This window comes from Pseudomonas graminis, assembly GCF_001705435.1.
GTDB lineage: Bacteria > Pseudomonadota > Gammaproteobacteria > Pseudomonadales > Pseudomonadaceae > Aquipseudomonas > Aquipseudomonas graminis_B.
This window is the reverse complement of the sequence record NZ_MDEN01000052.1, coordinates 86,378-105,416: the sequence shown is the minus strand read 5'-3', so window position 1 is coordinate 105,416 and position 19,039 is coordinate 86,378. Positions and strand designations below refer to the sequence as shown.

The window sequence follows — 19,039 nt, the reverse complement described above, 5'->3', positions numbered from 1 at the left end:
CGTCAGGCCAGGACGCCTGCTTCAATAGCGTCTGGAGCCTCAATGCCTACATTAAGCTTGAAAGATATGCAGCTGGATCTCGAAGATTCGGCGGCTTACTTTGACTCTCTGTCGCAATTTCTCGAAGGTCATGCCATCTACCTGAAGGCTCAGAGAGTTGTGTGTCGACAAGAGGACCTCATGCTCCTCGAAAGTCATGCCGGTAACCTTGCCAACTCGGTGAAGTACATCAAAAGCGCTGCTTTACGGATCGCCAACCGCTCGCGTTGACTCGGGCGAGATATGCGCTCCCAAGACATGACGTGGGCAGCGCTTCTTGGACCTATGAGCGAGTCGACACCCCACGAAAAACGTCGTCAGTGATTGAAAACCCTGTCACACCTCCCTCGCCTGCAATGTTTTTATTGAACGATCCACGCCTGCCGGTACTCGATAAAGCTAGGCCGCTGACGGCAGCGCGCCCTGATGTTGTGTCTGCGCCATAAGGAAGTGGGCTCAGGTCAGGGCTGTATATCCAAGCCGGGACAGGGCCCAAACGTTACTGGCTGAGTGCATTGCGCAAGCTTGGGATTTGACAGCGCAGGATGTACGAAACGCGCCATACGTACGCAACCACGTGCCTGATGCCCGGTGTGAACCCGGCCTTCATCGCCGCGCAATCCCAGTAACGCCAAACACGCCGAAAACATAAAGGGTTTAGGACAGATGTGCGGATTAGCTGGCGAACTACGCTTTGACAATCAACCTGCGGATCTCGCCGCAGTAGAACGTATCACCCATCATCTCGCGGCTCGCGGCCCGGATGCGTGGGGATTTCACAGCCAGGGGCCGGTTGCCCTCGGCCATCGTCGTTTGAAGATCATGGACCTGTCGGACGGATCGGCGCAGCCGATGATCGACAGTCACCTGGGCCTGTCCCTTGCCTTCAACGGCGCCATCTACAATTTCCCGGAACTGCGTGCCGAACTCGAAGGCCTCGGCTATCAGTTCCATTCCGGCGGCGACACCGAAGTGCTGCTCAAGGGCTATCACGCCTGGGGCGCCGACATGCTGCCCAAGCTCAACGGCATGTTCGCGTTCGCCATCTGGGAGCGCGACAACAGAAGCCTGTTCATCGCCCGCGACCGTCTTGGTGTAAAGCCGCTGTATCTGTCGCGCACCGACAAGCGCCTGCGTTTTGCTTCTGCCCTGCCGGCTCTGCTGAAAGGCGGCGACATCAGCCCGATGCTCGACCCGATCGCACTCAACCATTACCTGAACTTCCACGCCGTAGTGCCTGCACCGCGCACCCTGCTGGCGGGGGTTGAAAAACTGCCGCCGGCGTCGTGGATGCGCGTCAGTGCCGAAGGCAAGGTTGAGCAGAAAGTCTGGTGGACGCTGCCCTATGGCCCGCACGCCGACGAAGCGAATCTGACCCTTGAAGACTGGCGCGACCGTGTGCTCGACAGCACGCGCGAAGCCGTTGCCATCCGTCAACGCGCTGCGGTGGACGTCGGCGTGCTGCTGTCCGGTGGCGTTGACTCGAGCATGCTGGTCGGTTTGCTCCGCGAAGTGGGCGTTAAGGATCTGTCGACCTTCTCCATCGGCTTCCAGGATGCCGGGGGCGAACGCGGCGATGAGTTTCAGTATTCGGACCTCATCGCCAAACACTACGGCACCAACCATCATCAGTTGCGCATCAAGGAAAGCGAGATCATCGAGCAACTGCCCGCCGCGTTCCGTGCGATGAGCGAGCCGATGGTTAGCCACGACTGCATCGCGTTTTATCTGCTGTCCCGCGAAGTCGCCAAGCATTGCAAGGTGGTCCAGAGCGGTCAGGGCGCGGACGAGTTGTTCGCCGGTTACCACTGGTACCCGCAAGTGGACGGCGCCAGCGACCCCTATGGGGCCTATCGCGATGCGTTCTTCGACCGCAGCTACGCCGAATACGCCGAAACCGTTACGCCGAAGTGGCTGACAGCGAATGACGCAGCCGGTGATTTCGTGCGCGAGCACTTCGCGATGCCGGGCGCTGATGCCGCAGTGGACAAAGCCCTGCGACTGGACAGCACTGTCATGCTGGTGGATGACCCGGTCAAGCGCGTCGACAACATGACCATGGCCTGGGGCCTCGAGGCGCGCACCCCGTTTCTGGACTATCGACTGGTCGAGCTGTCTGCCCGCGTTCCCGGCCGCTTCAAATTGCCCGACGGCGGCAAGCAAGTGCTCAAAGAAGCCGCGCGTCTGGTGATCCCGTCAGAAGTCATTGATCGCAAAAAAGGCTATTTCCCGGTGCCGGGCCTCAAGCACCTGGAAGGCAACACGCTCAACTGGGTGCGCGATCTGCTGCTCGATCCAAGCCAGAACCGCGGGCTGTTCAACCCGGTCATGCTCGACAAACTGCTGACAGATCCGCAGGGTCAATTGACGCCACTGCGCGGCTCCAAGCTGTGGCAGCTCGCAGCGCTGAACCTCTGGCTCAGCGAACAAGGACTCTGACCGATGAAAGCCAACGCTTCGATTCACAACCAGCGTTTGTTGCGCGGCCAGGCGCCGTCGTACGAACGCTTGCAGGCTCGCCTTGCCGAAGACGGCAGCACGCCTGAGACAGAACCGCTGGCTCTGCATTGCGGCTGGGGACGGCTGCTGATTGGCCATACCTACCCTGACCCGGCCTCTCTCGCGCAGGATTTGATCAACGAAAAGCAGGGCGAGCGCGACATCGCTTTATACGTCGCTGCCCCGCAACAGGTGCTGGCGCAATCGCCGCAACAGCTGTTTCTCGATCCGTCGGACACCCTGCGCCTGTGGTTCAGCGATTACCGCCCGGCCCAGCGCGTGTTTCGTGGCTTCAGGATTCGCCGGGCACAAAGCGAGGGAGACTGGACGTCGATCAACAACCTGTACATCGCCCGTGGCATGTTGCCCATCGACCCCAACCTGCTGACACCGCGTCATCAGGGCGGCCCGGTTTACTGGATCGCCGAAGACGAGGCCACCAATGCCGTGATCGGCAGCGTGATGGGCCTGAATCACCAAAAGGCTTTCAACGATCCCGAAAATGGCAGCAGCTTGTGGTGTCTGGCGGTTGATCCGCAATGCACACGGCCCGGTGTCGGCGAAGTGCTCGTGCGTCATCTGGTCGAGCACTTCCAGAGCCGGGGCCTGGCGTACCTGGATCTGTCGGTGCTGCATGACAATCAGCAGGCAAAGAGCCTTTACGCCAAGCTGGGGTTTCGCAACCTGCCGACCTTCGCCATCAAGCGTAAAAACGGCATCAACGAGAAGCTGTTTCTCGGCCCCGGCCCCCAGGCGGACTTCAACCCCTATGCCCGGATCATCGTAGAAGAAGCCCATCGCCGCGGCATCGAGGTGCAGGTGGATGACGCGGAAGCCGGGCTGTTCACGCTGATTCATGGCAGTCGCCGCGTGCGTTGCCGGGAGTCACTGAGCGACCTGACCACCGCGGTCAGCATGACGCTGTGTCAGGACAAACGCATGACCCAGAAGACGCTGAAGGCCGTAGGTCTGGCAGTGCCGGTGCAGCAGCTGGCCGGCAATGGCGACGATAACCTGGCGTTTCTTGAAGAACATCAGCGCGTCGTGGTCAAACCGGTCGACGGTGAGCAGGGTCAGGGCGTGGCCGTGGACCTTCGCACCATCGAAGACGTCCAGGCAGCGGTCGAGCGTGCTCGGCAGTTCGACAGTCGTGTGCTGCTCGAGAGCTTCCATGAAGGCCTGGACCTGCGCATCGTCGTGATCGGATTCGACGTGGTCGCCGCCGCGATCCGTCGGCCCGCCGAGATCATCGGCGATGGCCGTCACACCGTCGGCCAATTGATCGAGGCCCAGAGCCGGCGTCGGTCTGCCGCTACCGACGGCGAGAGCAAGATCCCGGTGGACGATGAAACCCGCCGCACCGTTGAAGAAGCGGGGTTCAGCTTCGACAGTGTGTTACCGGCCGATCAGCGCCTGGCCGTGCGACGCACCGCGAACCTGCACACCGGCGGCTGTCTGGAAGACGTCACCGCGATTCTTCACCCGGTACTCAAGGACGCCGCCGTACGCGCCGCGCGCGCCCTCGATATCCCGGTGGTCGGCCTGGACCTGATGGTCCCCGCCGCCGATCAGCCGGAGTACGTATTCATCGAAGCGAACGAGCGCTGCGGTCTGGCCAATCACGAGCCACAACCGACGGCCGAGCGCTTCGTCGATCTATTGTTTCCCCACAGCCAGCCTGCCCATGGCTAAGGCGCCATCCCTGTAGCAGTGAGCTTGCCGGCGGATCGAATCCGCCAGCGAGCCCGCTATCAGGTCATTCAGCGCCCCACACTGAGGTTCCTATGACGACTGCAAACATCCATGAACCGGATCTGAATTACCTGCAGAAAGTCCTGCTGGAAATGCTCGCGATCCCGAGCCCCACCGGTTTCACCGACACCATCGTGCGCTACGTCGCCGAGCGCCTGGAAGAACTGGGCATCCCGTTCGAGCTGACCCGCCGCGGCACCATCCGCGCCACGTTGAAAGGTAAACAGAACAGTCCCGACCGCGCCGTCTCCGCGCACCTGGACACCATCGGTGCCAGCGTTCGCGAAGTCAAAGACAACGGCCGGCTGGGTCTGGCCCCGGTCGGTTGCTGGTCCAGCCGCTTTGCCGAAGGCAGCCGCGTCAGCGTGTTCACCGACAATGGCGTGATTCGCGGCAGCGTGCTGCCATTGATGGCCTCCGGGCACGCGTTCAACACGGCCGTCGACACGATGCCCATCAGTTGGGACCACGTCGAAGTGCGCCTGGACGCCTACAGCGCGACCCGCGCGGATTGTGAATCGGTGGGCATCAACATCGGCGACTTCGTGGCATTTGACCCGTTGCCCGAGTTCACCGACAGCGGGCATATCAGCGCGCGCCATCTGGACGACAAGGCCGGCGTCGCCGCCCTGCTCGCGGCGCTCAAAGCCATCGTCGACAGCGGCGTCGAGCCCCTGATCGATTGCCACCCGCTGTTCACCATTACCGAAGAAACCGGCAGCGGCGCTGCGGGCAGCCTGCCGTGGGACGTCAGCGAGTTCGTCGGTATCGACATCGCCCCCGTTGCCCCCGGCCAGCACTCCAGCGAACACGCGGTCAGCGTGGCGATGCAGGATTCCGGCGGCCCCTACGACTATCACCTGTCACGCCATTTGCTGCGCCTGGGCGAGCAAAACGAACTGTCCGTACGCCGCGACCTGTTCCGCTATTACTACAGCGACGCGCACTCGGCGATCACTGCCGGTTACGACACGCGCACCGCCCTGCTGGCGTTCGGCTGCGACGCGACACATGGCTACGAACGCACCCACATCGACAGCTTGAGCACGCTGAGCCGTCTGCTCACCGCCTACATCATGAGCCCGCCAGTGTTTGCCAGCGACGCGCATCCGTCCAACGCATCGCTGGAGAATTTCAGCCATCAACTGGAGCACGACGCGCAGATGGAAAGCGACACTCGTGTGCCGTCGGTGGATACATTGGTGGGGCAGCGGTAGCCTGCCCGCACGGGGCGCGATAGCATCGCCGCCCCGTGTACTTTTTGTGATGGCCGAGAAACCTATGCTGATCCCTTACGACCAACTCGAAGCCGACACCCTGACGCGCCTGATCGAGGATTTCGTGACCCGCGACGGTACTGACAACGGCGACGACACCCCCCTCGAAACCCGCGTATTGCGGGTGCGCCATGCGCTGAGCAAAGGTCAGGCAGTGATTTTTTTCGACATGGACAGCCAGCAATGTCAGCTGATGCTCAAGCATGAAGTGCCAAAGGAATATTTCGAGGAATAGGTCACCTGCCCGGCAACCGGTTGGCGAGGTGCTGCAGCCGTGAGGCGATCCGTCGGATAACTTCTGCCCGATGAATCCTGATGCTCTGGGGCGCATCGATTCCCAGGCGCACTTGATTGCCGGTGATGCCCAGCACCTTCACGGTGATGTCATCGCCAATGTTGAAGGTCTCTCCGATTTCCCGCGTCAATACCAGCATACGTCCTACTCCTTGGCTGTAACCGAGGAAGCAGGTTGACGCTCAGGTCCCCGCGCTTCAATGCGCCAGAGCAAAATCAGTAACGCCCTTCATCCCTTCAAGAACATGGCCGACAGACGCGTCCTACGCACTTGGACATTTCCGGCCCACGCGTCGGAGAAAGGTACGGCAGACGTCAGGTTGTGCCTCAGGCACAACGCATCAGGCGGCTGACCAGCGCGGGCCGAGCAGGATGATGGTCGCGCCGATCACGCACAGGCCAACGCCGATCCAGTCGGACGTCAACGGTCGGACACGTTCGATAACGCCCAGCCAGGCAATGGAAGCAATGATGTAGATGCCACCGTAGGCTGCGTAGGCGCGCCCGGCATACGTGGCTTCGACCCGGGTCAACAGCACGGCGAACAGCGTCAGGCTGACCAGCGCCGGAATCACCCACAGCGCGCTCTTGCCCTGGCGCAGCCACATCCAGAAGGCATAACACCCGGCGATCTCGAACAGCGCGGCGAGGAAAAACCACAGGTAATTGAGCACAATGAGCCTCGTCTTGGGCAGCCGGAAAGTGCCGGCCACCCTATCAGAAAAGACCCGTTCAGAATGTCTGGCTCAGCTTCCGGACTTCGCCTTGGCGCGCATCTTCTCCGCCATAGTGGCCATCTCGTCGTACAGCAACTGAGGATTTTTCTGCTTGAGCTGCCAGGCCATTCGCCCTTGCTCATGGGGCAGGATCATGAACTCGCCACTGGCCACCTGCTGGTAGATGTAATCGGCGATGTCCCTCGCGCTGATGGGCGAACTCTCCAGCAACTTTCCAACCTGGGCTTTCATCGCCGGCGTGGGGCCGCGAAAGGAATCCAGCAAATTGGTCTGGAAGAACGACGGACACACCACATGCACGCTGATTTCCTGCTGGCGCAGCTCGATCAGCAGGCTCTCCGACAGCGCAACCACCCCCGCCTTGGCGACGTTGTAATTGCTCATCGCCGGCCCCTGCATCAATGCCGCCATGGAGGCGATGTTGATGATCTTGCCCTTGCTCTGTTCCAGCAGCGGCAAAAACGCTTTGCAGCCCTTGACCACCCCCATCAGGTTGATCGCGATCTGCCAGTCCCAATCCTCCAGCGACAATTCGCCAAAGAATCCGCCTGAAGCGACGCCGGCGTTGTTGACGATCACATCGATGCCGCCGAGTTTCTGTTCGCAGGCCTGGGCGAACGCGGTCAGCTGGCTGTAGTCCCGCACGTCACAGCGCTGAACGAAACCGTCCCCCCCTCCTTCGCGCACCAGGCGCAGGGTTTCCTGAAGGCCGCTGTCACTGACATCCGACAGCGCCAGCTGCCACCCTTCGCGCGCCCAGCGCAGCGCGATCTCGCGTCCCAGCCCGGACCCTGCGCCGGTGATCATGATGCGATTGTGCATAGCAGACGCCCTGTCGGTTGCGAAGAATTAGCCAGAGTGTAAACAGGAGGATTGTCCGACAAACCCTTCATCAGGTCGCTGAATATGAGAGGCAAACCGATGCTTTGAATGGATGGCCACTCTTTTGGATGTATTCGGTCTGCGGTTGATTAAAGCGCAGCGTGTTATATCAAACTTGGCGACCAGTTAGTTACAGGTTCGTTCCACACTAAGCCAGGCACTTTTTGCGCATTTTTAATCAAAATCTGCTGCGATAAATTGTCTTGCTAAAATTTCAAGCCCATGATTTATATTGTTTTTTCCACAGGTGTTAATTTTTATTTCCGCCGCTCAGAACCTTTTGATTAAAGCGATAGTCGGATTCATCAAGCAGCACAATGACTCGCCTGAGAGGCAACGTCTTGAGTTGCATAGCCATCTTCCAAGAACACTAGAAGGAACTCGTCATGGGCATCGGCACAATTCTGATCATCATCCTCATCCTGCTGTTGATCGGTGGACTTCCGGTATTCCCGCACTCCAGAAGCTGGGGCTACGGTCCGTCGGGCATCATCGGTACGATCCTGGTGATCCTGCTGATATTGGTGCTGCTGGGCAGGATTTAACTGCCGGGCTGACATTAAAAAGAACCGCGCTTAGGCGCGGTTTTTTTATGGAAGCGGTTCTGCTGGAGCAGAACTGTTTCGCCTTCGGCGAGTTACTTGGAAAAGCACCCCAAGTAACCAAGGGTGCTTGCTCTCGGTTAGGCCCGACTTCGTCGGGTTCCTTCACTCCGGCCTCGCTCCGTGCGCCCGCGCCGAACGGGCATCCATGCCCTGACGGCGCTCTCGCCGCATCCATGCGGCTCGGCCCACTCCACGAGACCTGCGTTCAGCCTGCACCAAAGTCGCGATTGGCGGTGTTTGAGCCTTTTGTGTACGAAGATCAAAAGCGCTTTAAAGCAGATCAAGAGCTTCCCGGCTGAAGCCGGTCCTACCGGGGTGTACGCGGTGTGCTTTTTAGTGGGACCGGCTTTAGCCGGGAATGGGTCGGTTTGAACACTAACAATTCAGAAACTTGCGTTCGTCCGTCAGCGGCAGCCACTGGGTGTTGAGGAGATCGGGGGGGGGGGGAATTTACAACGATCGAACAGAACGTTCTGGGGAAGCTAGGGCGTGAAGCCCTAGCCAGGTGCAGACATTACTTTTTCTTTTTTGCAGGCTTGTCGGCCTTTTCTGCCTTGTCTGATTTCTTGGCCTTTTCTGGCTTGCTGTCAGCTTTCTTTGCCGCCTTCTTTGGCTCAGCGGCTTTCTTTGGTTCAGCCGCTTTCTTGGTGTCTTTCTTGGTATCTTTCTTTTCAGAAGACTTAGAAAGAGTCGAGGCCGCCGCTGATTTCTTTTCCGGAGAGGACTTCTTGTCCTTCAAATCCTTGCTGGCTTTCGAAGCTTCACCTTTGGTTTTCTTGTCGTCTTTAGCCACGTTAACCACCTCTCGAAGAGTGCCGGTATTAGCACAAGGCCTGTGGGAATCTCCACACGCTGATCATTAGGCGAACCGGCGTAAAAGCGGTTCAATCTTTTTTAAGCACTGATCGCAAAAATGACATCTGCCTCAGATTTACCCGCGCCTGAACTGGCCCCTTCCCGGCTAAAGCCGGTCCCACTAAAGCAGCGCGGGCATTCAGTAAAACGTTTGGTGATCAAACCGACCTCTTCCCGGCTAAAGCCGGTCCTACACCGGACGCGCTTGTGATCTTGCTCTTCCTACGCAAAAACTCCAGTCACCGCCAAACGCGACTTGGGTGCAGGCTGAACGGAGGTCTCGCGGAGTGGGCCGAGCGGCATGGATGCCGCGAGAGCGCCGTCAGGACATGGATGTCCGTTCGGCGCGGGCCCACGGAGCGAGACCGGAGTGAGGGTACTCCGACGAAGGAGGAGCCCAACCAGGAGCACAAGCCCTTGGTTACTTGGGGCTTTATCAAGTAACTCGCCGAAGGCGAAACAGTCCTGCCGTTAGGCAGGGCCCCTAAACAAAAACGCCCCGAATTAATCGGGGCGCTTTCACAACAGCACTACCTCACATCAATGCGACACCGCACCACTGGCCCCCAGGCCCGTCTGCGAACGCACAAACTGCGGGAAGAACAACGCGCGCTCACCTTCTGCCGCCTTCGACTTATCCGTAATCGAGAAAAACCAGATCCCGACAAACGCAATCGCAATCGAAAACAACGCAGGATACTCGTACGGGAAAATCGCCTTCTCGTGATGCAGAATCTGCACCCAGATGGTCGGACCGAGCACCATCAACACCACCGCACTGACCAGCCCCATCCAGCCGCCGATCATCGCGCCACGCGTGGTCAGGTTCTTCCAGTACATCGAAAGCAACAACACCGGGAAGTTACAGCTCGCCGCAATCGAGAACGCCAGGCCCACCATGAACGCAATGTTCTGACTCTCGAACGCGATACCCAGCAGAATCGCCACGACCGCCAATGCAACCGTGGTGTACTTCGACACACGGATCTCGTCTTTCTCGTTAGCCTTGCCCGCCTTGATCACACTGGCATACAAGTCGTGAGACACCGCCGAAGCACCGGCCAGGGTCAGACCTGCCACCACCGCCAGAATGGTTGCGAACGCCACCGCCGAGATAAAGCCCAGGAACAGACTGCCACCGACCGCATCGGCCAAGTGAACCGCCGCCATGTTATTGCCGCCGAGCAGCGCGCCCGCCGCGTCCTTGAACGCCGGGTTGGTGCTAACCAAGAGGATCGCGCCAAAACCGATGATGAAGGTCAGGATGTAGAAGTAGCCGATGAAACCGGTCGCGTAGAGTACCGACTTACGGGCTTCCTTCGCGTCACTCACGGTGAAGAAGCGCATCAGAATGTGGGGCAAGCCCGCGGTGCCGAACATCAGCGCCAGACCCAGGGAGAACGCCGAAATCGGATCTTTCACCAGACCGCCCGGGCTCATGATCGCTTCACCTTTGGGGTGAACTTTCACCGCTTCCGAGAACAGCACGTTGAAGTCGAAGTTGACGTGCTTCATCACCATCAACGCCATGAACGACGCACCGGAGAGCAGCATCACCGCCTTGATGATCTGTACCCATGTGGTCGCCAGCATGCCGCCGAACAGCACGTACAGGCACATGAGGATACCGACGAGCACCACCGCCACCGCATAGTCCAGACCGAACAGCAGCTGGATCAGCTTGCCGGCGCCGACCATCTGCGCGATCAGGTAGAACGCCACGACCACCAGCGAACCGCAGGCGGACAAGGTGCGGATTTCCTTCTGCTTGAGGCGATAGGACGCCACGTCAGCGAAGGTGTACTTGCCCAGGTTACGCAGGCGTTCGGCGATCAGGAACAGGATAATCGGCCAGCCCACCAGGAAGCCGATGGAGTAGATCAGACCGTCGTAGCCGGAGGTGTACACCAGCGCGGAAATCCCCAGAAAGGACGCCGCCGACATGTAGTCACCGGCAATGGCCAGACCGTTCTGGAAACCGGTGATCTTGCCGCCTGCCGAGTAATAGTCCGACGCTGTCTTGTTCTTTTTCGACGCCCAGTACGTGATGTACAGGGTGAATCCGACGAAGACCACAAACATGATGATCGCCGACACGTTCAACGGTTGCTTCTGCACCACACCGGTCAGCGCTTCGGCTGCCCAGAGTGTCGGTGCGAAAGCCGCAAGGCCGAAGGCCGCAAGCAGGCGCCGGATCATTGCTGTGCCTCCTTCAGGATCGCGTTGTTCAGGTCATCGAACTCACCGTTTGCGCGGCGAACGTAGATGGCGGTCAGAATAAACGCGGACAGAATCAGCCCGACGCCGATCGGCATACCCCAGGTAATGGTTGATGTGGCGCTGAGTTTAGCGCCGAGAATCTGAGGCCCATACGCAATCAGAAGGATGAATGCGGCATAGAGCCCAAGCATGATTGCCGAGAGAATCCAGGCGAATCGTTCCCTTTTCGAGACCAGCTCCTTGAAGCGCGGGCTGTTCTGAATCGAGAGGTAAATGCTGTCGTTCATTGTTTTTGTCCTCGCAGCACAGATGGATGTCACGGTTTGCACTTTAGTCCGCTCTGCGTTGCACTCCAGACGACCTTAGTATTAGAACGACATTAGTTGAGATACGCCGAATTGCACCGCTTCTGCCGACCGCTTTGAAAGAAGTCATGACAGGCGAGCTGAATGGCCAATAAAAAACCGCCTGGCGATGGCTCACCAGGCGGTTCGGTGCAACGTTAAACTTTTGTGACCGGTTACTTGCCGGTCCACTCCTTGACGCGATCCGGGTGTTTCGCGACCCAGTCCTTGGCCGCCGCTTCAGGCTTGGCGCCGTCCTGGATGGCGAGCATGACTTCGCCGATTTCATCCTTGTTGGCCCACTGGAACTTCTTCAGGAAGTCCGCCACGTCGGGGGCCTTCTTCGCCAGGTCCAGGCTGCCGATGTTGTCGACGGTTTCAGCCGCACCGTATACACCTTTCGGGTCTTCGAGGAACTTCAGCTTCCACTTTGCGAACATCCAGTGCGGCACCCATCCGGTCACCGCAATGGACTCCTTCTTGTTCTCCGCGCGGGTCAGCTCGGCGATCATGCCGGCGCCCGAACTGGCCTGCAGCTTGTAACCGTCGAGGCCGTAATCCTTGATCGCTTGATCGGTCTTGATCATGACGCCTGAACCGGCGTCGATGCCGACGATTTTCTTCTTGAAGGAGTCGTCGGTCTTGAGGTCTGCCACCGAGTTGGCTTTCACATACTCAGGCACGATCAGGCCGATTTTCGCGTCCTTGAAGTTGGGGCCGTAGTCGGTGACCTTGTCCTTGTTCTTGGTCCAGTACTCGCCGTGGGTCACGGGCAGCCAGGCGGACAGGATCATGTCCAGTTTGCCGGTCGCGACGCCCTGCCACATGATCCCGGCGGCAACGGCCTGCAGCTTCACCGGATAACCCAGTTTCTGCTTGATCACCTCGGCGGCGACGTTGGTGGTGGCAACACTGTCGGACCAGCCATCGACATAACCGATGCTCAGCTCGGGTTTGGCGTCGGCATGGGCCAGCGTGGAACTGATGGCCAGTGCCAGCGCGGCACCGACACCCAGGATTTTTCGCATCGTCATTTTCACTTCCCCGGTAGTCCAGAACCCGACAGCGGTCGGGCGTCGTTAACGTTCTTATAACGTCGCACTCGCGCCCTGGTTCGGGGCAAGCCACGCGTTTCACGCTTCCACCACGTGCCCGCGCAGACGCAATCACTGCGTGGACAATGGATCATCAACCCCCACAGACCTTGTGCCTTTCCTGCCAGCGACACCCAGCCACCCGGTAAACGACATCACCGGGCCATCAACGACAGACAGGTCGTAACGACGCTATGAAACCGTCCGAAAATTGCATGGCGTGCAAAAGCGCAGAGAGGATGAGGTGTGTAACCGCGTCATCTTGCTACTATGCCGACCTTCGCCCCACTTCGGCCCCGTCATGTCCGCAACCTCCCGCTCCCCTGTCGCCCTCCTTTATCTGCTCTCCTGTCTGATTGCCCTGCTTGGCCTGTGCGGCTATTGGTACTGGCTGGGCAAGCCGGTGATTCTGCCGGACGCTGCCACGCCGACCCACAAACTGCAGTGCGCGTCCTACACGCCGTTTGACAAGGATCAATCGCCCTTCGACCAGCCGTTCACCCTGCGCCCCGCGCGCATGGACGCAGACCTCGCGTTGCTGGCGACCCGTTTCGACTGCATTCGCACCTATTCCATGACCGGCATGGAAGCGCTTCCCGACATTGCTCGCAAGTACGGCCTCAAGCTGATGCTCGGCGCCTGGGTCAACGGCAATCCGGTCGACACGGCCAAGGAAATCAAGGCACTGGTGACGGCAGCCAATACGCATCCGGATGTCGTGACGGCAGTGATCGTCGGCAACGAAAGCCTGTTGCGCAAGGAAGTCACTGGCGCTCAACTGGCCACGTTGATTCGTCAGGTCAAGGCTCAGGTCAAGCAGCCGGTGACCTACGCAGACGTCTGGGAGTATTGGCGGCAGTACCCTGAAGTCGCGCCTGCCGTGGATTTCCTGACGATCCACCTGCTGCCGTACTGGGAAGACGACCCCACCGGCATCGACGAAGCCCTGGCCCACGTCGCGCAGATCCGCGAAACGTTCGGCAAGCAATTCGCGCCCAAGGACATTCTCATCGGCGAGACCGGCTGGCCCAGCGAAGGCCGCCAGCGTGAAACGGCGTTGCCCAGCCGGGTCAACGAGGCGCGATTCATTCGCAGTTTCGTCACGATGGCCGAGCAGCACGGTTGGCACTACAACCTGATCGAGGCCTTCGACCAGCCCTGGAAGCGCCAGTCCGAAGGCGCCGTGGGCGGTTACTGGGGGCTGTTCGACGCGGATCGCCAGGACAAAGGCGTGCTGGCCGGGCCGGTCTCGAACCTGCCCTTGTGGCCATTCTGGCTGACGGTCAGTGGTGCGATCGCCCTGATGGCCCTGGCGTGGGCCGGCCGTGTCAGTCAACCACGCAGCGCGCTGATGCTCCCGTTGCTGGCGGCGTTCGCCGGTTGCTGCATCGGCACGTGGGGTGAACTGGCCCGGGTGACCAGCCGCTTCGCCGGCGAATACCTGTGGGCGGCGGCGCTGGTAGCGCTCAATCTGCTGGTCCTCGCCCACGCAGCGCTGGCGTTGTCAGCCCGCGCGGGCTGGCGCGAGCGGGTGTTCGCCTGGCTGGACGCTCGGGCCGGGTGGTGGTTGTACGCCAGCGGCTTCGCAGCGGCGGTGATGATGCTGGCGATGGTCTTTGATCCGCGCTACCGCAGCTTCGCGACGGCGACGCTGTGGCTCCCCGCCTTGGTCTACCTGATTCGCCCGGTGGCGGCACCGCGCCGGGAAATCGGCCTGCTGATGTTCATCGTCGGCGCGGGCATCGTGCCGCAGCTGTTTCGCGAAGGCTTGAGCAATCCTCAAGCGTGGGCGTGGGCGGCGGTGAGCCTGCTGATGGCGCTGGCACTGTGGCGCAGCGTGCGCATCGATGTTCGGTTAACCGCGCCGAGCGGTACGCGGACCCGCAGCGAAGAGGCTGTGTAACCGAGTGTGCGGCGCCACGGATACATTGTGTTACCGCCGAGGGACTGAAAAGCCCGAAGGCGGGTAACACGGAAACAAAAAACCGTTACACCGCAGGGGTGGCGATTGATCAGATTTCACAACCCCTTGATTTAAAAGGGATTAAAAAAGTTGGCACGCACCCTGCTATATCTCCTGCATAACAAGAACAAAATGTGAAAACCCAATAAAAATAAGATGAATCGGCTCTGACATAACAAGAACAACGGCACAGAGACGCAGCCAACAGATTTTTTTGGAGTAGAAACGCTTTACCGAGGCCCCGGCCTCGCAGCCCGACCGAGAACAATAAAACTACCCTCAGGTAGCGGCCAGAACGGGTTGGATCACCTCTCGCAGAAGAGGAATCAAAGCAGGTCAGCGCTCAAAAAAATACGTTTGCTCTTGTATCCCGTATGGGGATCACCGAAGACGCTGTAAAGGGACCGGTTGCCAATAACAACAACAGACCGCCCTACAACAATAAGAAAGAGCACGTGCAACGATTTAAAGGGGAGCCTCGGCTCCCCTTTATGCTGTCTGGGCTTTGGCGTTCAGCGCTCGGTTTTTTAAGTCACGCCTGCCGAGCCCGCACCAGCCGCAACCCGGCAATCACCACCGCGAACACCGCCAGACTGGCCGTGTACAGCACCAGCGCCAGTATCCCCAGCAACAAGCCAACGACCGCGAGCGCCCGGCCAACCTGACGGGGCACAAAGAACGCGACCAGCGATGCAATCAGCGCGCCCCACCCGAACACACCGAAGTGAATCCACAGGCCCAGGTTCGAGCGCAACTGGCACTGCCATTTCGACGCCTCGTCAGCGCAAATTCCTACCCATTGCACGTCTTCCATCAGGCCGTAGCGCAAGCCATAACTGACGGCCAGCCACAGCAACAGGATAAAAAACAGCACCACCAACGGCAGACGACGGGACACGACACACTCCAGAAAATAACCAACGGCGCGCAGCATAGCCGCAGCCGCCCGGGCAAAACCATACGGGCGATAAAAAGCACGAGCAGACAGGCCAGAAGTGCCATAACCTGTATCGTCGCGGAGGGTCATGCGAGAGTCGCTTGCCGTCACGGCACTTTGGCACTACACCCGTGTCATAGCCTGCGTATTTCAACAGCACATCATTCCCAAGGGATTCAGTCATGCTTCGTTTTCTGCGCCTCGCCGCCTTATCAGGCGGCCTGTTTTTGAGTGCGTCCGTGATGGCGGTCGATATCGATCCGTCCAGCTATGGCTTCCCCTTGACCAATCCGTTCGAAGCGACCATCGCCACGACCCCACCGGATTTGCGTGCCAAGGTGCCTGAAGACGCCGACATCGATCAGGACGATTACAGCCTCACAATGCGCCCGGAGCGTGAGTTCACACTGCCGGACAACTTCTGGGCCGTGAAGAAATTGCGTTATCGCCTCGCCAAACAAGACCACCCTGCGCCGCTGATCTTCCTGATCGCCGGCACCGGCGCGCCTTATAACAGCACCCTGAACGAATACCTGAAGAAGCTTTATTACGGCGCGGGTTACAACGTCGTACAGCTTTCGTCGCCGACCAGTTATGACTTCATGAGCGCCGCTTCGCGTTTCGCCACCCCTGGCGTGACCAAGGAGGACGCCGAAGACTTGTACCGCGTCATGCAGGCCGTTCGCGCCCAGCAGTCCAAACTGCAGGTCACCGAGTATTACCTGACCGGCTACAGCCTCGGCGCGCTGGATGCGGCCTTCGTCAGCAAACTCGACGAAACCCGCCGCAGCTTTAACTTCAAGAAAGTGCTGCTGATCAACCCTCCGGTGAACCTCTACACGTCGATCACCAACCTCGACAAAATGGTTCAGACCGACGTTAAAGGCATCACCAACAGCACCACCTTCTATGAACTGGTGCTGCAGAAGCTGACCCGCTACTTCCGCGAAAAAGGTTACATCGACCTGAACGATGCCCTGCTGTATGACTTCCAGCAGTCCAAGCAGCACCTGTCCAATGAACAGATGGCGATGCTGATCGGCACCTCGTTCCGCTTCTCCGCCGCCGATATCGCGTTCACTTCCGACCTGATCAACCGTCGCGGCCTGATTACCCCGCCCAAGACCCCGATCAGCGAAGGCACCAGCCTGACGCCGTTCCTCAAGCGCGCGCTGCAATGCGATTTCGATTGCTACGTCACCGAGCAGGTCATCCCGATGTGGCGTGCCCGCACCGACGGCGGCAGCCTGCTGCAACTGGTTGATCAGGTCAGCCTGTACGCGCTCAAGGATTACCTGGCCAGCAGCAAGAAGATTGCGGTGATGCACAACGCCGACGACGTGATCCTCGGCCCGGGCGACCTCGGTTTCCTGCGCAAGACATTTGGCGATCGCCTGACCGTTTACCCTTACGGCGGTCACTGCGGCAACATGAACTATCGCGTCAACAGCGACGCCATGCTGGAGTTTTTCCGTGGCTAAACGTCTATTGCTTATCGCCGCCCTCCTCTGCGCTGGCGCCGTCCACGCGGCCGACGCGCCGATCGTTTCCCAGGCAGCCCCGGTCCAGCGGATCGACAACCCGGATGGGTTCACCGAGCCGTTGAAGTCGCTGAAATTCAACCCGGGTCTGGACGCTCAGGAGTTCGAGCGCTCGTCGCTCAACGCACTGAATGTCTACGATCCGCTCGAATCCTGGAACCGCCGGGTTTACCACTTCAACTATCGCTTCGATGAGTGGGTGTTCCTGCCGGTGGTCAACGGCTACAAATACGTCACGCCGAGCTTCGTGCGCACCGGCGTCAGCAACTTCTTCAGCAACCTGGGCGATGTGCCGAACCTGCTGAACAGCCTGCTGCAGTTCAAGGGCAAGCGCTCGATGGAGACCACCGGCCGCCTGATCGTCAACACCACCCTGGGCATCGCCGGGCTGTGGGACCCGGCGACCATGATGGGCCTGAAGAAACAGAGCGAAGACTTCGGTCAGACCCTGGGTTTCTATGGCGTTCCGGCCGGTCCGTACCTGGTGCTGCCGATCCTCGGCCCATCGAACCTGCGTGACACTGGCGGTCTGGTCTTCGACTTCACCGCTGAATCGCAGATCAACTTCCTCAACGTCGCCCAGGTCAGCGAAGACCACCCTGAGCTGTACCTGCTGCGCGCCATCGACCGTCGTTACACCACCAGCTTCCGCTACGGTCAGATGGACTCGCCGTTCGAGTACGAGAAAGTGCGTTACGTGTACACCGAAGCCCGCAAGCTGCAGGTTTCCGAGTAACGCGGCCTGAACGCTGCCGGCACTGCTGGCAGCAAAACCTGTAGACCGGTTTCAGCCGGGAAGAGGCCCGTCGGCACGCCATCACATTCGGGGTGTTAATGCCGGCGTCTTCCCGGCTAAAGCCAGTCCTACCAGTGCACGGTCCGGCCGCTGGAGATCTAGCGGCTGCTCACACCTCTTCGCGAGCAAGCTCGCTCCCACATGGACAGTGTTTGCTGCTCGACCTTACGGCGCCCGGATGAAGGGGCTCCCCAACAGTATCCGGAACAAGCCCCAGACCCATCGCCAAACCCGATCATTCCCCCGCAAAAACCTCACCCATCCATCGCCCCAACAGGCCTACCATAGGCGCCATTCCCCTTCTGCCGGAGTGAGCCCCATGCCTCAATTTCGTAACGTGCTGTCGATCCAGGCCGGCCAACCGACGTCGGACGGCGCTGGCGTCAAGCTGACCCGAGTGTTCGGCGGGCCAGGCGTTGAATCCTTCGACCCGTTCCTGATGCTCGACGAGTTCGGCTCCGAGAACCCTGATGAATACATTGCCGGCTTTCCGCCGCATCCCCATCGCGGGTTTGAAACCGTGACCTACATGCTCGAAGGCCGCATGCGCCATGAAGATCACATGGGCAACGTCGGCCTGCTGCAAGGCGGCGGCGTGCAATGGATGACCGCGGCGCGCGGGGTCATTCACAGCGAAATGCCCGAGCAGGAAAAAGGCGCCATGCGCGGCTTCCAGCTGTGGCTCAACCTGCCCGCCAAAGCGAAGATGGGCGACGCCGGCTACGACGACATTCAGCCTGAGCGCATTCCGCGCATCACCACGCAGAACGGCGTCGACGTTGTGGTCATCGCAGGTCAATTCGACGACGGTCAGATGTCCCAGGCAGGCGCCGTGCAGCGTCCGGATACCGAGCCGCAGTATTTCGATTTCCACATGCCCGCCGGCAGCCACATCAACCCGCGCGTCGCCGAGGGCCATCGCGTGCTGCTGTACGTGTACGAAGGTGAAGTCGAGATTGCAGGACAGCCGCAGAAACTGGGCACGAGCCGTCTCGCGCGGTTGTCGGAAAGGGGTGAAATTCAGCTGAACACCCAGGCGGGCGCCCGCCTGCTGCTGATCGCTGGCAAGCCGCTGAACGAACCGATCGTGCAATACGGCCCGTTTGTGATGAACAGCCGTGAAGAAATCGAACAGGCCCTGCGGGATTTTCGGGATGACAAACTGACGGCGTGATCGCCGTCCCTCCGGCATTCAGCAACGCAG

The 19,039-nt window shown here is 59.8% G+C and carries 18 protein-coding genes; 10 read left to right on the top strand and 8 right to left on the bottom strand.

Features of this window, described 5'->3' with window-relative positions; translation table 11 throughout:
- Positions 1–42 precede the first annotated feature (42 nt).
- From BBI10_RS03810 to BBI10_RS03790, 5 genes are all read left to right on the top strand, one after another.
- Entirely contained in the window at positions 43–270 is a 228-nt protein-coding gene (locus BBI10_RS03810; RefSeq protein ID WP_065986897.1) for a hypothetical protein, read from the top strand.
- Positions 271–705: 435 nt separating this feature from the next.
- Positions 706–2,478 carry an N-acetylglutaminylglutamine amidotransferase gene (locus tag BBI10_RS03805; protein ID WP_065986895.1) on the top strand — a complete coding sequence of 591 codons (1,773 nt, stop codon included), beginning with the start codon at positions 706–708 and terminating at the stop codon, positions 2,476–2,478.
- Positions 2,479–2,481: 3 nt separating this feature from the next.
- Entirely contained in the window at positions 2,482–4,230 is a 1,749-nt protein-coding gene (gene ngg / locus BBI10_RS03800; RefSeq protein WP_065986893.1) for an N-acetylglutaminylglutamine synthetase, read from the top strand.
- Between the two features lie 92 nt (positions 4,231–4,322).
- Positions 4,323–5,507, top strand: a complete 1,185-nt coding sequence (locus tag BBI10_RS03795) for an osmoprotectant NAGGN system M42 family peptidase (protein WP_065986892.1) — start codon at positions 4,323–4,325, stop codon at positions 5,505–5,507.
- Between the two features lie 64 nt (positions 5,508–5,571).
- Positions 5,572–5,802: a YheU family protein gene (locus tag BBI10_RS03790; protein ID WP_065986890.1), complete on the top strand. Its 231-nt coding sequence runs from the start codon at positions 5,572–5,574 to the stop codon at positions 5,800–5,802.
- A gap of 1 nt (position 5,803) precedes the next feature.
- Here BBI10_RS03790 and csrA read toward each other — a convergent pair whose 3' ends face one another.
- From csrA to BBI10_RS03775, 3 genes are all read right to left on the bottom strand, one after another.
- Entirely contained in the window at positions 5,804–6,001 is a 198-nt protein-coding gene (gene csrA, locus BBI10_RS03785) for a carbon storage regulator CsrA (RefSeq protein WP_065986888.1), read from the bottom strand.
- Positions 6,002–6,202: 201 nt separating this feature from the next.
- Positions 6,203–6,535 carry a YnfA family protein gene (locus tag BBI10_RS03780; RefSeq protein WP_065986886.1) on the bottom strand — a complete coding sequence of 111 codons (333 nt, stop codon included), beginning with the start codon at positions 6,533–6,535 and terminating at the stop codon, positions 6,203–6,205.
- A 72-nt stretch (positions 6,536–6,607) separates the two neighbouring features.
- Complete coding sequence (locus BBI10_RS03775) at positions 6,608–7,420, bottom strand: SDR family oxidoreductase (protein WP_065986885.1); 813 nt, start codon at positions 7,418–7,420, stop codon at positions 6,608–6,610.
- A gap of 446 nt (positions 7,421–7,866) precedes the next feature.
- Between BBI10_RS03775 and BBI10_RS03770 the strand changes: the two genes are divergently transcribed.
- On the top strand, positions 7,867–8,025 hold the full coding sequence (locus tag BBI10_RS03770; RefSeq protein ID WP_092410703.1) for a DUF3309 family protein: 159 nt from the start codon (positions 7,867–7,869) through the stop codon (positions 8,023–8,025).
- Between the two features lie 574 nt (positions 8,026–8,599).
- Here BBI10_RS03770 and BBI10_RS03765 read toward each other — a convergent pair.
- From BBI10_RS03765 to BBI10_RS03750, 4 genes are all read right to left on the bottom strand, one after another.
- Positions 8,600–8,887, bottom strand: coding sequence for a hypothetical protein (locus BBI10_RS03765; protein ID WP_065986884.1), 288 nt, complete (start codon positions 8,885–8,887; stop codon positions 8,600–8,602).
- A 593-nt stretch (positions 8,888–9,480) separates the two neighbouring features.
- Positions 9,481–11,139 (bottom strand): cation acetate symporter, encoded by a 1,659-nt coding sequence (locus BBI10_RS03760; protein ID WP_065986882.1) that lies wholly within the window; start codon positions 11,137–11,139, stop codon positions 9,481–9,483.
- Positions 11,136–11,447, bottom strand: coding sequence for a DUF485 domain-containing protein (locus tag BBI10_RS03755; protein ID WP_065986881.1), 312 nt, complete (start codon positions 11,445–11,447; stop codon positions 11,136–11,138). Before BBI10_RS03755 ends, BBI10_RS03760 begins: the two co-directional genes overlap by 4 nt.
- 233 nt (positions 11,448–11,680) lie before the next feature.
- Positions 11,681–12,538, bottom strand: a complete 858-nt coding sequence (locus BBI10_RS03750; protein ID WP_065986879.1) for a glycine betaine ABC transporter substrate-binding protein — start codon at positions 12,536–12,538, stop codon at positions 11,681–11,683.
- A gap of 361 nt (positions 12,539–12,899) precedes the next feature.
- Here BBI10_RS03750 and BBI10_RS03745 point away from each other — a divergent pair, with 361 nt between their 5' ends.
- Complete coding sequence (locus tag BBI10_RS03745) at positions 12,900–14,501, top strand: glycosyl hydrolase family 17 protein (RefSeq protein ID WP_065986877.1); 1,602 nt, start codon at positions 12,900–12,902, stop codon at positions 14,499–14,501.
- Positions 14,502–15,093: 592 nt separating this feature from the next.
- On the opposite strand, the gene BBI10_RS03740 is transcribed toward BBI10_RS03745, so the two are convergent.
- Positions 15,094–15,459 (bottom strand): hypothetical protein, encoded by a 366-nt coding sequence (locus tag BBI10_RS03740; protein WP_065986985.1) that lies wholly within the window; start codon positions 15,457–15,459, stop codon positions 15,094–15,096.
- 221 nt (positions 15,460–15,680) lie between these two features.
- Between BBI10_RS03740 and BBI10_RS03735 the strand changes: the two genes are divergently transcribed.
- The 3 genes from BBI10_RS03735 (at position 15,681) to BBI10_RS03725 (ending at position 19,009) form a co-directional block, all read left to right on the top strand.
- The gene (locus BBI10_RS03735; RefSeq protein WP_065986875.1) at positions 15,681–16,979 is read left to right on the top strand and encodes a serine/threonine protein kinase; all 1,299 of its coding nucleotides are present in this window, start codon (positions 15,681–15,683) and stop codon (positions 16,977–16,979) included.
- On the top strand, positions 16,972–17,775 hold the full coding sequence (locus BBI10_RS03730; RefSeq protein WP_065986871.1) for an MlaA family lipoprotein: 804 nt from the start codon (positions 16,972–16,974) through the stop codon (positions 17,773–17,775). Before BBI10_RS03735 ends, BBI10_RS03730 begins: the two co-directional genes overlap by 8 nt.
- 379 nt (positions 17,776–18,154) lie before the next feature.
- Complete coding sequence (locus tag BBI10_RS03725) at positions 18,155–19,009, top strand: pirin family protein (RefSeq protein WP_065986869.1); 855 nt, start codon at positions 18,155–18,157, stop codon at positions 19,007–19,009.
- Positions 19,010–19,039: the final 30 nt, after the last annotated feature.

What these genes read in the sequence shown, in the direction of transcription:
- BBI10_RS03745 (WP_065986877.1), top strand. Translation starts at nt 12,900, where the DNA reads ATGTCCGCAACCTCCCGCTCCCCTGTCGCCCTCCTTTATCTGCTCTCC.
- BBI10_RS03735 (WP_065986875.1), top strand. Translation starts at nt 15,681, where the DNA reads ATGCTTCGTTTTCTGCGCCTCGCCGCCTTATCAGGCGGCCTGTTTTTG.
- BBI10_RS03795 (WP_065986892.1), top strand. Translation starts at nt 4,323, where the DNA reads ATGACGACTGCAAACATCCATGAACCGGATCTGAATTACCTGCAGAAA.
- BBI10_RS03775 (WP_065986885.1), bottom strand. Translation starts at nt 7,420, where the DNA reads ATGCACAATCGCATCATGATCACCGGCGCAGGGTCCGGGCTGGGACGC.
- BBI10_RS03755 (WP_065986881.1), bottom strand. Translation starts at nt 11,447, where the DNA reads ATGAACGACAGCATTTACCTCTCGATTCAGAACAGCCCGCGCTTCAAG.
- BBI10_RS03725 (WP_065986869.1), top strand. Translation starts at nt 18,155, where the DNA reads ATGCCTCAATTTCGTAACGTGCTGTCGATCCAGGCCGGCCAACCGACG.
- BBI10_RS03805 (WP_065986895.1), top strand. Translation starts at nt 706, where the DNA reads ATGTGCGGATTAGCTGGCGAACTACGCTTTGACAATCAACCTGCGGAT.
- BBI10_RS03770 (WP_092410703.1), top strand. Translation starts at nt 7,867, where the DNA reads ATGGGCATCGGCACAATTCTGATCATCATCCTCATCCTGCTGTTGATC.
- BBI10_RS03750 (WP_065986879.1), bottom strand. Translation starts at nt 12,538, where the DNA reads ATGACGATGCGAAAAATCCTGGGTGTCGGTGCCGCGCTGGCACTGGCC.
- BBI10_RS03790 (WP_065986890.1), top strand. Translation starts at nt 5,572, where the DNA reads ATGCTGATCCCTTACGACCAACTCGAAGCCGACACCCTGACGCGCCTG.
- BBI10_RS03760 (WP_065986882.1), bottom strand. Translation starts at nt 11,139, where the DNA reads ATGATCCGGCGCCTGCTTGCGGCCTTCGGCCTTGCGGCTTTCGCACCG.
- ngg (WP_065986893.1), top strand. Translation starts at nt 2,482, where the DNA reads ATGAAAGCCAACGCTTCGATTCACAACCAGCGTTTGTTGCGCGGCCAG.
- BBI10_RS03810 (WP_065986897.1), top strand. Translation starts at nt 43, where the DNA reads ATGCCTACATTAAGCTTGAAAGATATGCAGCTGGATCTCGAAGATTCG.
- csrA (WP_065986888.1), bottom strand. Translation starts at nt 6,001, where the DNA reads ATGCTGGTATTGACGCGGGAAATCGGAGAGACCTTCAACATTGGCGAT.